The organism is Burkholderia sp. MS389 (genome assembly GCF_016899425.1).
Taxonomy (GTDB): domain Bacteria; phylum Pseudomonadota; class Gammaproteobacteria; order Burkholderiales; family Burkholderiaceae; genus Burkholderia; species Burkholderia sola.
Map to the genome: position 1 here is coordinate 3,073,679 of NZ_CP045994.1, position 14,014 is coordinate 3,087,692.

General features: G+C 68.3%; 12 protein-coding genes. 7 read left to right on the forward strand and 5 right to left on the reverse strand.

The window, feature by feature from the left end; translation table 11 throughout:
- Positions 1 to 8: 8 nt before the first annotated feature.
- Genes glyS through GJG85_RS14320 form a run of 4 tightly spaced genes read left to right on the forward strand, consistent with a single transcriptional unit; the run spans position 9 to position 4,423 of the window.
- On the forward strand, positions 9 to 2,108 hold the full coding sequence (glyS, locus tag GJG85_RS14305) for a glycine--tRNA ligase subunit beta (protein WP_050014653.1): 2,100 nt from the start codon (positions 9 to 11) through the stop codon (positions 2,106 to 2,108).
- 10 nt (positions 2,109 to 2,118) lie between these two features.
- Positions 2,119 to 2,682: a D-glycero-beta-D-manno-heptose 1,7-bisphosphate 7-phosphatase gene (gmhB, locus tag GJG85_RS14310; RefSeq protein ID WP_050014654.1), complete on the forward strand. Its 564-nt coding sequence runs from the start codon at positions 2,119 to 2,121 to the stop codon at positions 2,680 to 2,682.
- A 43-nt stretch (positions 2,683 to 2,725) separates the two neighbouring features.
- Positions 2,726 to 3,490: a lysophospholipid acyltransferase family protein gene (locus GJG85_RS14315; protein ID WP_050014656.1), complete on the forward strand. Its 765-nt coding sequence runs from the start codon at positions 2,726 to 2,728 to the stop codon at positions 3,488 to 3,490.
- A gap of 45 nt (positions 3,491 to 3,535) precedes the next feature.
- Positions 3,536 to 4,423, forward strand: a complete 888-nt coding sequence (locus GJG85_RS14320) for a SprT family zinc-dependent metalloprotease (RefSeq protein WP_050014658.1) — start codon at positions 3,536 to 3,538, stop codon at positions 4,421 to 4,423.
- A 107-nt stretch (positions 4,424 to 4,530) separates the two neighbouring features.
- Here GJG85_RS14320 and gloA read toward each other — a convergent pair whose 3' ends face one another.
- Positions 4,531 to 4,920, reverse strand: coding sequence for a lactoylglutathione lyase (gene gloA, locus GJG85_RS14325; RefSeq protein WP_050014660.1), 390 nt, complete (start codon positions 4,918 to 4,920; stop codon positions 4,531 to 4,533).
- A 391-nt stretch (positions 4,921 to 5,311) separates the two neighbouring features.
- Here gloA and GJG85_RS14330 point away from each other — a divergent pair, with 391 nt between their 5' ends.
- The gene (locus tag GJG85_RS14330; protein WP_050014662.1) at positions 5,312 to 6,247 is read left to right on the forward strand and encodes a DMT family transporter; all 936 of its coding nucleotides are present in this window, start codon (positions 5,312 to 5,314) and stop codon (positions 6,245 to 6,247) included.
- Between the two features lie 90 nt (positions 6,248 to 6,337).
- Here GJG85_RS14330 and rsmA read toward each other — a convergent pair whose 3' ends face one another.
- From rsmA to GJG85_RS14350, 4 genes are read right to left on the reverse strand one after another with little or no spacing between them, the layout of a single operon-like run.
- The gene (gene rsmA, locus GJG85_RS14335) at positions 6,338 to 7,165 is read right to left on the reverse strand and encodes a 16S rRNA (adenine(1518)-N(6)/adenine(1519)-N(6))-dimethyltransferase RsmA (RefSeq protein WP_089488802.1); all 828 of its coding nucleotides are present in this window, start codon (positions 7,163 to 7,165) and stop codon (positions 6,338 to 6,340) included.
- Between the two features lie 47 nt (positions 7,166 to 7,212).
- Entirely contained in the window at positions 7,213 to 8,202 is a 990-nt protein-coding gene (gene pdxA / locus GJG85_RS14340; RefSeq protein ID WP_050014666.1) for a 4-hydroxythreonine-4-phosphate dehydrogenase PdxA, read from the reverse strand.
- An 11-nt stretch (positions 8,203 to 8,213) separates the two neighbouring features.
- Entirely contained in the window at positions 8,214 to 9,572 is a 1,359-nt protein-coding gene (locus GJG85_RS14345; RefSeq protein ID WP_050014667.1) for a peptidylprolyl isomerase, read from the reverse strand.
- A 51-nt stretch (positions 9,573 to 9,623) separates the two neighbouring features.
- Complete coding sequence (locus GJG85_RS14350) at positions 9,624 to 11,984, reverse strand: LPS-assembly protein LptD (RefSeq protein ID WP_050014668.1); 2,361 nt, start codon at positions 11,982 to 11,984, stop codon at positions 9,624 to 9,626.
- A gap of 223 nt (positions 11,985 to 12,207) precedes the next feature.
- Between GJG85_RS14350 and GJG85_RS14355 the strand changes: the two genes are divergently transcribed.
- Positions 12,208 to 13,257, forward strand: a complete 1,050-nt coding sequence (locus GJG85_RS14355; protein ID WP_050014669.1) for a phosphotransferase — start codon at positions 12,208 to 12,210, stop codon at positions 13,255 to 13,257.
- Between the two features lie 22 nt (positions 13,258 to 13,279).
- Positions 13,280 to 14,002 carry an N-acetylmuramate alpha-1-phosphate uridylyltransferase MurU gene (gene murU / locus GJG85_RS14360; RefSeq protein WP_204383409.1) on the forward strand — a complete coding sequence of 241 codons (723 nt, stop codon included), beginning with the start codon at positions 13,280 to 13,282 and terminating at the stop codon, positions 14,000 to 14,002.
- Positions 14,003 to 14,014: the final 12 nt, after the last annotated feature.

A 14,014-nucleotide genomic window follows, 5' to 3' on the forward strand; every position in this document is an offset into this window, starting at 1 on the left:
TTCCAGATATGACGCACAATCATCCCGCCCCCCTGCTCGTCGAACTGCTGACCGAAGAGCTGCCGCCGAAGGCCCTCGCACGCCTCGGCGACGCATTCGCCGAAGGTATCGCACAACGCCTCGCCGCGCGCGACCTCATCGAAGGCGAACTCGTGTTCGAACGCTACGCGACGCCGCGCCGCCTCGCGGTCGTCGTGCAGAACGTGCGCGCCGTCGCACCCGACAGACAGGTCCGCGAAAAGGTCCTGCCCGTGTCGGTCGCGCTCGACGCCGAAGGCAAGCCGACGGCGCCGCTCGCGAAGAAGCTCGCGGCGCTCGGCCACCCGAACGCGTCGATCTCCGATCTCGAGCGCGCGCAGGACGGCAAGGCCGAAGCATTCTTCATCAACTACTCGGCGGCCGGCGCCACGCTCGCCGACGGCCTGCAGGCCGCGCTCGACGAAGCGCTCGCGAAGCTGCCGATCCCGAAATTCATGACGTACCAGCGCCCGGACGGCTCGGACGTGAAGTTCGTGCGCCCTGTGCATCGGCTGACGGTGCTGCACGACGATCGCGTCGTGCCCGTCACCGCGTTCGGCGTCGACGCCGGCGACACCACGCTCGGCCACCGCTTCCTGTCGGACGGCCTCGTCGCGATCCAGCATGCGCGCGCATACGCCGACACGCTGCGCGACAAGGGCCGCGTGATCGCGCACTTCGCCGATCGCCGCGAAACGATCCGCACGCAGCTGAACGAACATGCGAACGGCGACACGGTCGTGATGCCCGAGTCGCTGCTCGACGAAGTGACGTCGCTGGTCGAATGGCCGGTCGTCTACCCGTGCCGCTTCGAGGACGAATTCCTGCAGGTGCCGCAGGAATGCCTGATCCTCACGATGCAGACGAACCAGAAGTATTTCGCGCTGACCGACGTCGCGGGCAAGCTGCGCTCGCGCTTCCTGATCGTGTCGAACATCGACACGAAGACGCCGGGCGAGATCATCGAAGGCAACGAGCGCGTCGTGCGCCCGCGCCTCGCCGATGCGAAGTTCTTCTTCGAGCAGGACAAGAAGAAGCCGCTCGCCGAGCGCGTGCCGCAGCTCGCGAACGTCGTCTATCACAACAAGCTCGGTTCGGCGCTCGCACGCGTCGAGCGCCTCGAGGCGCTGGCGGGCGAGATCGCCCCGGCGATCGGCGCCGATACCGCGCACGCGAAGCGCGCCGCGCGCCTCGCGAAGGCCGACCTGCTGACCGACATGGTCGGCGAGTTTCCGGAGCTGCAGGGCACGATGGGCACGTACTACGCGCGCCACGACGGCGAAGCCGACGACGTCGCGCTCGCGTGCGCCGAGCACTACCAGCCGCGCTTCTCCGGCGACGCGCTGCCGACCACGCCGGTGTCGACCGCCGTCGCGCTCGCCGACAAGCTCGAAACGATCGTCGGCATCTGGGGCATCGGCCTCGCGCCGACCGGCGAGAAGGATCCGTTCGCGCTGCGCCGCCACGCGCTCGGCGTGCTGCGCCTGCTGCTCGAGAAGCAACTGCCGCTCGATCTCGTATCGCTGCTGCGCACGGCGCACGCACGCTTCGAAGGCGTGCCGGGCGTCGCCGAATCGACCGACGCGATCTTCGCGTTCTTCATGGATCGCCTGCGCGGCCTGCTGCGCGAGCGCGGCTATTCGGCCGGCGAAATCGACGCGGTGCTGAGCCTGAACCCGACGCGCATCGACGACCTCGTCGCGCGCCTCGACGCGGTGCGCGAATTCACGCGCCTCGCGGAAGCCGAAGCGCTCGCGGCCGCGAACAAGCGGATCTCGAACATCCTGAAGAAATCGGAAGGCGGCGCGAACGGCGCGGTGCAGCCGACGCTGCTCGTCGAGGCGGCCGAGAAGGCGCTGCACGAACAGCTCGCGGCCGTCACGCCGCACGTGCAGTCGCAGCTCGAGGCGCGTGCGTACACGGGCGCGCTGTCGGCGCTCGCCGCGCTGCGCGCGCCGGTCGACACGTTCTTCAACGACGTGATGGTGAACGCGGAAGATCCGGCGCTGCGCGCGAACCGTCTCGCACTGCTGTCCGCGCTGCACCAGCAGATGAACTGCGTCGCCGACATCTCGAAGCTCGCCGCATAAGGGCCGCACGATGCCGACCAGCCCCAACCGAAAGCTCGTCGTCCTCGACCGGGACGGCGTGATCAACGTCGATTCGGATGCGTTCATCAAGACGCCCGACGAATGGATCGCGCTGCCCGGCAGCTTCGAGGCGATCGCCCGGCTCAACCACGCGGGCTATCGCGTGGTCGTCTCGACCAACCAGTCCGGTATCGGCCGCGGGCTGTTCGACATGGCCGCGTTGAACGAGATGCACCTGAAAATGCATCGCGCGGCAGCCGCGGTCGGCGCGCGCATCGACGCGGTATTCTTCTGCCCGCACACGGCCGAGGATCACTGCGACTGCCGCAAGCCGAAACCCGGCATGATGCAGATGATCGCCGAGCGCTTCGAGATCGATCCCGCTCACACGCCGGTCGTCGGCGATTCGCTGCGCGACCTGCAGGCCGGCGTCGCGGTCGGCTTCCAGCCGCATCTCGTGCTGACCGGCAAGGGCAAGAAAACGCTCGCCGCAGGCAATCTGCCGGACGGCACGAAAGTCCACGACGACCTGCGCGCGTTCGCGCTCGATTTTCTTTCACACGAACACGAGTGATGCGGCTGCCGCGCGCATCCTCCCCAACACCAGACTCACGCCGATGCGCTTCGTCCGCTCCCTGCTGCTGCTGATCTACTTCATCCTGTACACGGTGCCGTACGCCACCGCGTGCTTCATCGCGTTCCCGTTCATGCGCCCCGACGCGCGCTACTGGATGGCGGCCGGCTGGTGCAAGTCGACGCTGTGGGTCGTGCGCTGGCTGAACGGCATCCGCTATCGGATCGAAGGGTTCGAGAACCTGCCCGACGGCCCGGCCGTGCTGCTGTCGAAGCACCAGTCCGCGTGGGAGACGCTTGCGTTTCCGGCGCTGATGCCGAAGCCGCTGTGCTACGTGTTCAAGCGCGAGCTGCTGTATGTGCCGTTCTTCGGCTGGGCGCTCGGGCTGCTGCACATGGTCAACATCAACCGCAAGGAAGGCAAGAACGCGTTCAATTCGGTGATCCGCCAGGGCAAGAAGCGCCTGTCGGAAGGCGCATGGATGATCATGTTCCCCGAAGGCACGCGCACGCCGGTGGGCAAGCAGGGCAAGTACAAGACGGGCGGCGCGCGCTTCGCGATCGAAACCGGCACGCCGGTCGTGCCGATCGCGCACAATGCAGGTCGTGTGTGGCCGCGCAACTCGTTCACGAAATTCCCGGGCGTCGTCACGGTGTCGATCGGCAAGCCGATCCCCAGCGAAGGGCTGACGCCCGATGCATTGAACTCGCAGGTCGAAGCATGGATCGAAGCGGAAATGCGCCGCATCGATCCCGACGCGTATCGCCAGGCGGGCAACGCCGGCACGCGCGATGCCGCGCGCGCCTGACGCCCCGGATTGCAGCCGTTGCGTACGACAAAAAGAAGCGAACTGATGAAACAGCGTCCGCGGCCACGGCCTGCCGTCGTGGCCCTCGATCATCGCCAGATGGATCTGCCGCTCTTCGACGGGCCGGCCGCCGCGCCGTCGGCGCCTGCCGCCCCGCCGGCGCCGCCCGAAGCCGCCCCCGCCGCGCCGCTCGATCCGGGCCCGGCGCCCGATCGCTCGCGCGTGCGCACGTTCGCGCTCGACAGCCGCGTGCTCGAATACCGGCTGAAGCGCTCGGCGCGCCGCACGATCGGCTTCACGATCGACGGCAGCGGGCTGTCGATCACCGCGCCGCGCTGGGTCACGCTCGCCGACATCGAAGCGGCGATCGCCGAAAAGCAACGCTGGATCTTCGCGAAGCTCGCGGAATGGAAGACGCGCACCGAGCAGCGCGCGCTGCCGCAGATCGACTGGCGCGACGGCGCGCAACTGCCGTATCTCGGCAAGACTGTGACGATCGCGCTCGGCGCGGGCGCCGTCGCGTTCGATGCCGACGCGCTGCGGCTGTCGCTGCCGCTGCCCGTGCAGGCCGACATGCAGCAGATCAAGGATCGCGTGCAGGGCTGGCTGCAGGGCGAAGCGAAACGCATCTTCGGCGAACGCCTCGTGGTCTACGCGGAAAAGCTCGGCGTCACGTATTCGATGGTCGCGCTGTCGTCGGCCGCGACGCGTTGGGGCAGTTGCTCGAGCGACGGCAAGATCCGCCTGAACTGGCGGCTGATCCATTTCCCGATGTCGATCATCGACTACGTCGTCGCGCACGAGCTGTCGCACCTGCGCGAGATGAACCACAGCCCGGCCTTCTGGCAGACCGTCGAATCGATCTTCCCCGAGTTCCGCGAAGCGCGGCACACGCTCAAGCATCACCCGCCCGAGCTGCTGCCGTCGCTTTGACGCCGTCGGTCACGACGTAAACGCCAAACGGGCGATGCGGATCACGCCGCATCGCCCGTTTTCGTTGCCCGCGACGCGCCACGCGCCGCGAACCGCTCATCCGGCGTTCAGTGCGCCTTCTTCTGGATGAACTCGATCTTGTAGCCGTCCGGATCCTCGACGAACGCGATCACGGTCGTGCCGTGCTTCATCGGGCCTGCCTCGCGCGTGACCTTGCCGCCTTGCGCCTTGATCTTCTCGCAGGCCGCGTACGCATCGTCGACCGCCACCGCCAGATGGCCGAAGCCATTGCCGAGATCGTAGGACGGCGTCTCCCAGTTGTGGGTCAGCTCGATCACGGTGCCCGTGCTTTCGTCTTCGTAGCCGACGAACGCGAGCGTGAACTTGCCTTCCGGATAATCCTCGCGACGCAGCAGCTTCATGCCGAGCAATTCGGTGTAGAACTTGATCGAGCGGTCGAGATCGCCGACTCGCAGCATCGTATGCAGCAAACGCATGGGTTGTACTCCTGTGGGGACTTTCCAGAGCCCGAAATTCTACCGGAGTCGGGTGAGATTCGCCGGGGGCGCCTAGCCGGGGGCGCCTAGCCGGGGGCGCCTAGCCCGGAACGGCCCAACAAGCACGCGGCCGATGCCGCGTATCGGCTGCCTCGGCGCGAGCAAGCGCGCAACGACTGAAAGCGGCACGACCCGGCTCACCCGGGCACCGCGTCGATCGGGTAACATCCTTCCACTTCGCACCAAAAGCGGGCATGCGCGCCGCCGCCCGACCGCGACCACCCATTTTTTCTTGCCGCCCCACTGCCGTGCGAAACCGTCGATTCGAGCGCGCCGGACGCGCCGCCCGCCTGACCTCCGTGCCGCAAGGCCCGACCAGCGAGGCGCGCCGATGACCGCGCTTGCCGCCGCCCGCGTGCGCCGCGCACTCGATACGCGCGCCGTCGGCCTGATGATGCTGCTGTGCGCGATCTGGGGCTTCCAGCAGGTCGCGATCAAGAGCACGAACGCCGCGATCGCGCCGATGTTCCAGGCCGGGCTGCGCTCGGTGATCGCCGCGGTGCTGCTGTGGGGCTGGGCCCGCACGCGCGGCACGCCGCTGTTTCAGGCGGACGGCACATTCGGTGCGGGCCTCGCGGCCGGCGCGCTGTTCGCCGGAGAATTCATCTGCGTGTTCTTCGGGCTGACGCTGACGAGCGCGTCGCACATGGCGATCTTCCTGTACACGGCGCCGTGCTTCACCGCGCTCGGCCTGCACCTGTTCGCACCCGGCGAGCGGCTGCAGCGCACGCAATGGGCCGGCGTCGGCCTCGCATTCGCCGGCATCGCGCTCGCGTTCGCGGACGGCTTCCTGAAGCCGCGCGCGCCCGGCGCATCGGTGCTGGCAGGGCTCGCCGGCGACGCGCTCGGGATCCTCGGCGGCGCGATGTGGGCCGCGACGACGGTCGTCGTGCGCTCGACGGCGCTTGCGCGGGCCAGCGCGAGCAAGACGCTGTTCTACCAGCTCGCGGTATCGGCGGTCGTGCTGGTCGCGCTCGCCGCGCTGTTCGGCCAGATGTCGTTCGCGCGGATCACACCGGTCGCGCTCGCGAGCCTCGCGTATCAGTCGGTGATCGTCGCGTTCGTCAGCTACCTGTCGTGGTTCTGGCTGCTGACGCGCTACAGCGCGTCGCGGCTGTCCGTGTTCACGTTCCTGTCGCCGCTGTTCGGCGTCGCGTTCGGCGTGCTGCTGCTCGGCGAATCGGTCGGCTGGCGCTTCATGTCCGCGGCCGCGCTCGTGCTGACCGGCATCGCGCTCGTCAACGCGCCGCCGCGCCGGCGGATGTGACGACCGGCGCAAATACACGCGGGCAACAAAAAAGCTGCCCGTCGGGCAGCTCTCTTCGATACAGCGGGTGGGCGGCTCGCGCCACGCACGTCATCCGGCCTTGCGCACCGCCGCCAGCGCCTGCGCGACACCGACGTATTCGGCCACGCTCACGTCCTCCGCACGGCGCGCGAGATCGAAGCCGAGCGCATCGAAATCGATCGTCTCGCGGTAGTCGCCCAGCGTGTTACGCAGCATCTTGCGGCGCTGCGAGAACGCGGCGGTGACGATTTCGCCGAGCAGCGCCGGATCGACGTCCGGCAGTTCGTGCGGCTCGTACGGAATCATCCGGACGATCGCCGAATCGACCTTCGGCGGCGGCTGGAACGATTCCGGCGGCACGTCGAGCATCTTTTCCATCACGTAGCGGTACTGCAGCATCACCGACAGCCGCGAAAACGCCTTCGTGCCCGGCTCCGCGACCATCCGCTCGACGACCTCGTTCTGCAGCATGAAATGCTGGTCGATCACCGCATCGGCGAACGTCATCAGGTGAAACAGCAGCGGGCTGGAGATGTTGTACGGCAGATTGCCGACGATCCGCAGCGACGGCTTGTCGCCGGGCATCGCGAGCGAGCGGAAGTCGAACGCGAGCGCGTCGCCCGCGTGCAGCTCCAGCAGCGCGCCGAAGCGTTGCTGCAGGCGCCCGATCAGATCGCGGTCGAGCTCGACCGCGTGCAGCGGCGACTCCGGCGTCGCGAGCCGCTCGATCAGCGGCCCGGTCAGCGCGCCGAGCCCGGGGCCGATCTCGACCATCCGCTGGCCGCGTGCAGGGCCGATCGTCGCGACGATCGAGTCGATCACGCCGTGATCGACGAGGAAGTTCTGCCCGAAGCGCTTGCGCGCGAAATGGCCTTGGTGCTGTCTGCTGTTCGACATCGACTGAGTAAAACGAAAAATACGACGAATGGGGTAAACCGGCAGCGTCAGGCTGCGCGGCGATGGCGCGCCATCGTGACGGCCGTATCGAGCGCGGCGATCATGCTGCCCGGATCCGCGCGGCCCGTGCCGGCCAGATCGAGCGCGGTGCCGTGATCGACCGACGTGCGGATGATCGGCAGCCCGAGCGTCACGTTGATGCCCTCGCCGAACGTCGCGTACTTCAGCACGGGCAGACCCTGGTCATGGAACATCGCGAGCACGCAATCGGCATCGGCCAGATGGCGCGGCTGGAACAGCGTGTCGGCCGGATACGGGCCGCGTGCGTCGATGTGTTGCGCGTTCGCGCGGGCCAGCGCCGGCGAGATCACGTCGATCTCCTCGCGGCCGAGATAACCGTTCTCGCCCGCGTGCGGGTTCAGGCCCGTCACGAGAATGCGCGGCGCGGCGAGACCGAAATCGCGCCGCAGGTCGCGATCGATGATCGCGAGCGTCTCGACGAGCCCGTCGATCGTCAGCGCGGCCGATACGTCCTTCAGCGGCAGGTGCGTGGTCGCGAGCGCGACGCGCAGCGGCCGGTGGCCGGTGCCGGCCAGCATCATCACGACGCGCGGCGTGTGCGTGCGTTCGGCCAGGTATTCGGTATGGCCGGTGAACCGCACGCCCGCGTCGTTGATCGTGCTCTTCTGCAGCGGCGCGGTAACGATCGCGTCGTACCGGCCGGCCAGCGCACCGTCGATCGCCGCGTCGAGCAGCCCGAGCACGTAGCGGCCGTTCGCCGCGTCCAGCTTGCCCGCCTGCGCGGGCGCCGCCAGTGCGTGATGCGCGACCGACACCTGCGCGCCGCCGGCCAGTGTGGCCGCGTCGACGCCGACCGCGGCCGCACGCGCGTCGAGCAGTGCGGCATCGCCGAGCACGGTGAAATGCGCATCGGGCCAGCGCTGCGCGGCGTCACGCAGCGCCTGCACGGTCAGCTCCGGGCCGACCCCCGCGGGTTCGCCGGTCGTGATCGCGATCTGCAGCGCGGGCGTGGTCATCCGAGGCTCGCTCAGTTCGCCGGGCCGACGCCGCCGATCTTGTACTGCACGTACGACGAATCGCGCAACTCGCGCAGCCAGTCGGCATACGCCTGCTCGGCCTTGCGCTGGCCGATCGCCTGACGGGCGATGTCCATCTGCTGCTGCACCGACCCTTCCGCCTCGCGGCGGTTCAGCACCTGGATCAGGTGATAGCCGTATTCGGTACGGATCGGCTGGCTGATCTGGCCGTCCTGCAGGTTGTTCATCGCGCGCTCGAATTCCGGCACGGTCTCGCCCGGGCTGATCCAGCCGAGATCGCCGCCCTGCGACGCGGAACCGTCCTGCGAGTAGGTGCGCGCGAATTTCGCGAAATCGCCGCCGGCCTCGACCTGCTTGCGGATGTCGGCCAGTTGCTGGCGCGCCTGGCCTTCCGACTTGCCTTCGCCGACGCGCAGCAGGATGTGGCGCACGTGCGTCTGGACGATCTTCGGCGCCGCGGCGCTCGCGCCCTGGCTTTGGCGGCGATCGACGAGGCGCACGATTTCGAAGCCGTCCGGCACGCGGATCAGCGTCGGGTTGACCTCGCCCGGGCGCAGCTTCGACGCGGCGTCGACGACGTCGGGCGGCAGCGCGCTCGGCGCCTTGAAGCCGAGATCGCCGCCCTTCTTCGCGTCGTTCGCTTCGGAGTTGTTCTTCGCGAGGCGCTCGAAATCGGCGCCCGACTTCGCCTGCTGCAGCAGCGCTTCGGCCTTCTTCTGCGCGGCTTCGATGTCAGCCTGCGGCGCGTTGGTGGGCGCCTTGATGAAGATGTGCTGGAAGCGCAGGTCCTGCTGCTGCGATGCGTTCGGCCCGCGCTGGCTCGCGATGTAGTTCGCGACCTCGGCGTCCGACACCGTGATCTTGCCGTCGACCTCGCGCTCGCGCAGCTTCGACAGCATCAGTTCGGTGCGCGCGTCGCTCGTGAAGATGCTCCAGGGCACGCCCTGCGCCTCGAGGCGCGCGCGGTACTGGTCGAGCGTCATCCCGTTCGCCTGCGCGAGACGCTGCAGCGTGGCCTGCACGGTCGCGTCGTCGATGCGGATCCCGTCGTCCTTGGCCTTCTGCACCTGGATACGTTCGAGCACCATCTGGTTCAGCACCTGCGCGCGCAGCTGGTCGGCCGGCGGCACCGGCGCGTTCTGCTGCTGCAGGCGGCGTGCGATCAGGCCGGCGCGCTGGTCGAGTTCGCGGCCCGTGATCACGTCGTTGTTGACCACGGCGACGACTTCGTCGGCGAGCTGCGCACCTTGCGAACCGAGTGCCTGCGCCGCGGCCGGCGCGGCGGCGAGCAGCGCGGCGGACGCGGCGAGGCTGGACACGACTGCCGCGAAACGAAGGGTTTTCTTCATTGCCACTGAAACTCCATTGAAATCGTGCTGACCGGTGCAGACATGCCGGCGTTACTCGTAGTTGCTGAAGCGGGACATCGGCGGCGGCGGCGGCGGCAACGGCGTGTAGCCCGGCACCCCGGCGCGGAATGCGGACACGAGGCCGTTGTCGATGGTCGACAAGCCCTTGAGCGTCAGCTGCATCATGAAGCGCGTCGACGAGTTCTGCTGTCCCGACGAATTGATGCCGTTCGCGGCCCGCTGCACCCCGACCCCGAGCGCCCAGCAATCCGCGTCGTATTGTAAGCCGACCAGACCGTCGACCACGCGATCTCCGGCGAAGTCGTAGTTGAACCGGCCGATCGCATACAGGCGGCGCGTGAGCGGCCACTGCGCGGACACCAGGAACTGGTTGATCGGCTGGTTGTCGAGCGTGGTATTCGTGCGCGTATAGCGGTAGCCGACGTTGATCACGCGGCGCTCGCCCGGGCTGTAGCCGAAACCGATACTCGACTTCACGAGCTGGTTGTTGTTCTGGTTGTACTGGAACGCCGTTTCCGACATGAAGCCCGAGCCGAGCTTCAGCGCGGCGCCGACGATCAGGTCCGAGTGGCGCGCCAGCACGGCGCTCTGCCCCGGGTTCAGCGTGACGCGCTGATCGGCGAAGTAGTACTGCTGCGCGATCACGAACCGCGCGCGCTCGTCGCCGGTGCGCGGATCGATGAAGCGCGACGTCAGGCCGGCCGTGATCCGGTTCGCATCGGCGATCCGGTCGTTACCGACGAACGTGTTCGGCTGGTAGATCTCCGCGAGGCCGAAGTCCGATTCCGCGGTGTCGAACAGCGGCGCGTTCGACTGATCGCGATACGGCGTGTACACGTAGTACAGGCGCGGCTCCAGGGTCTGGATGAAGTCCTGGCCGAACAGGCGCACCGAACGGTCGAAGATCAGGCCCGAATCGAAGCTCACGGTCGGGATCGACTCGGTGAAGCGCTTCGGGCTGTTCGGCGTGGCGGACGACAGGTAGTTCAGGTCGTACGACGCCAGGTGGTACTGGACCTTCGGCACCGCGAAGTAGCCGGGACCGTATACGCCATACGAAATGTACGGGTTGAAGACGACCCGGTCGCCCTGGGTCGCATCGGCGGTCGTGATGCGGAACCGCGAATAGTCGGCTTCCGCGCCGAAGTCGAACCCGCCGACGTTGTACTTCGTGTACTTCACGTTCAACTGCGGCTCGCGGCTGTACGGCGCGATCGACGGCGGCAGCGTCTGCCAGTGCTGGTAGCGCGCGAGCACCGACCACGGGCCGTTGTTGTACGTGAGGCCGGCTTCCTGCTGGTACAGCGTCTGCGTGCCGTTGATGAACTGGTTCGCCGACCCGAGGTCTTCGGGATACGTGTTGTCCGAAACCTTGTTGAAGTAGACGTAGCCGCCGAAGCCGCCGCCGAAGTTCTGCTGGTGCTGCCAGTAGATCGCGTAGCGGTTGCGATGCGCGAGCCGGTCGTCCGGCAGGTAATTGGCGGTAAACGTGCCCGAATACGACGGCGACAGATAGCGGAACGTCGCTTCGGTCATCACGCCGCGCCGCGAGATGATGCGCGGCGTGAGCGTCAGGTCGCGGTTCGGCGCGATGTTGAAGTAGTACGGCAGCGACAGCTCGAAGCCGTTGTTCGAGTTCACCGAGAACGTCGGCGGCAGCAGGCCGCTGCGCCGCTCGCCCGACAGCGGGAACGTCATCCACGGGCTCGCGAAGATCGGCACGCCCTGGAAGAACAGCACGCCGTTGCGCGCGGTGCCCTCGTCGGCGCCCGTATCGAAGTCGAAGCGGCTGCCCTTGATGTACCACGCGGGGTTCGTCGAGCACTGGCACGCGGTGTACGTACCGTTGACGAACACCGAGCGCTCGTTGTCGACCATGTCGACGCGCTCCGCGCTGCCCGACCCGCCCGTCACGTTGAAGTGATACTTCGGCGCGGTCATGAAGCCCTGGTTCGCCTCGATCTTCAGGTGCGCCTCGGGGCCGGCGAACGACGTGCCGCCATTGACCACCTTGACCTGGCCGTACGCATCGGCCATGTCGGTATCCTGATCGTAGTGGATCGCGTCGGCCTTCACGACGGCGTCGCCGCGCCGCAGCTCGGCCGAACCCTTCGCGGCGAGGTCCTGCTCGGCGGTGCCGCTCGTATGGTCGGCAATGACGAAGGCGGCCGGCTTCGCGCCGTCCTTCAGCGGATGATCCTCGAGCTGGGGCGCGAGACGCAGATCCCACGGCGAGTCGAGCGGCTGCGGCTGCGCAGCCGCGCCCGACAGCTGCGCGTACGACACGGCCGGCACGAGGCCGGGCACGGCCAGGAGCGCGAGCGCGAGCCGCCGTTTGCGCGGCGCCCCGTCACCGGGGAAAACATTCGGGAATAGCGGTTTGGGCGGCATCTATCGTTTGGCGAATCGCCCCTTGTCAACCGCGCCTGCACGGCACCTTCACGCGCGGCGGGCCGCGCCGTCGAGCCGCGACTGCGGCTCTTCGCAAACCGGGGAGGCGATCGGGCGGACGGCGCGACAGGCCGCGGGCCTGCACGGCGGAAGCTGACGCGGGGCGCGTCAAAAAAGTCGTGGGGTATTATATGGCAAGACGTTCCCCCCTCCGCCGAGTTTCATGACGCCCCCATCCGCCGCATCCCAGCCCGACGCCCGCCTCGACGCGCTCACCGCGTGGCTGCACCCGCTCGCCGAGCGCTACGCGCTCGATCTGTCGACCCTCGCGCCCGCGTCGTCGGACGCCAGTTTCCGCCGCTATTTCCGCGTCGCGTCGGCCACGCGCCCCGGCGGCACGCTGATCGCGGTCGACGCGCCGCCGCCCGAGAAGTGCCGCGAGTTCGTCCAGGTCGCGCGGCTGCTCGCCGGGGCCGGCGATCACGTGCCGGACGTGCTGGCCCACGATTTCGACGCGGGCTTCATGCTCGTGACCGATCTCGGCCGCACGTCGTACATCTCGGTGCTCGATCCGGCCGATCCGGGCGCGGCCCGTCCGCTGATGCGTGACGCGCTCGACGCGCTGATCCGCTTCCAGCTCGCGTCGACACCCGACGTGCTGCCGCCGTTCGACGAAGCGTTCCTGCGCCGCGAAATGGAGCTGCTGCCCGAATGGTTCGTCGGCCGCCACCTCGGCAAGCCGGTCACCGACGCGATGCGCGGCACGCTCGACCGCACGTTCGCGCTGCTGGTCGCGAGCGCGCACGCGCAGCCGCAAGGCTTCATGCTGCGCGACTTCATGCCGCGCAACCTGATGGTCTGCGAGCCGAACCCGGGCGTGCTCGACTTCCAGGACGCCGTCTACGGGCCGCTGACGTACGACGTCGTGTCGCTGCTGCGCGACGCGTTCATCAGCTGGGACGAGGAGTTCGAGCTCGACTGCTTCGCGTACTACTGGGAAAAGGCGAAGAAGGCCGGCCTGCCGGTCGACGCGGATTTCGGCGAGTTCTACCGCCAGCTCGAATGGATGGGGCTGCAGCGCCACATCAAGATCCTCGGCCTGTTCGCGCGCATCAACTACCGCGACGGCAAGCCGCACTACCTGAACGACCTGCCGCGCTTCCTCGCGTATGCACGCAAGGTCGCGCTGCGCTATCGCCCGCTCGTGCCGTTCGCGAAGCTGCTCGACGAGCTCGAGGGCAACGCGCCGGCCGACGTCGGCTACACGTTCTGACCGTCCCCACACCCAGTCGAACATGAGCACTACCCTCACCACGGCGATGATCTTCGCCGCCGGACGCGGCGAACGGATGCGTCCGCTGACCGACGCCCGCCCGAAGCCGCTGCTCGAAGCCGGCGGCAAGCCGCTGATCGTGTGGCAGATCGAGGCGCTCGCGCGGGCGGGCATCGACACGATCGTGATCAACCACGCGTGGCTCGGCGAGCAGATCGAGGCCGCGCTCGGCGACGGTTCGCGCTGGGGCGTGCGGCTCGCGTATTCGGCCGAGGGCGACGCACTCGAAACCGCCGGCGGCATCGCGCAGGCGCTGCCGCTGCTGGAACGCGACGGGCAGCCGACGGTGTTCGCGGCGGTCAGCGGCGACGTATACTGCGCGTTCGACTACCGGACGCTCGCGCCGCGCGCCGCCCGGATGGCCGCGCTCGACACGCCGGCGATGCACCTCGTGATGGTGCCGAACCCGCCGTTCCATCCGGCCGGCGACTTCGCGCTCGGCGACGACGGCCGTCTCGCGCTCGACGGCGCCGCGCGCTTCACGTTCGGCAACATCGGCCTGTACGACACGCGGATGTTCCGCGACCTCGCACCCGGCACGCGGCGCGCGCTGACGCCGTACTATCGCGCGACGATCGAAGCCGGCCGCGCGACCGGCGAACTGTACGAAGGGATCTGGGAGAACGTCGGTACGCCCGCGCAGCTCGGCGAACTCGACGCACGGCTGCGCGCCGCCGCGGGCTGATCGGACGACGGG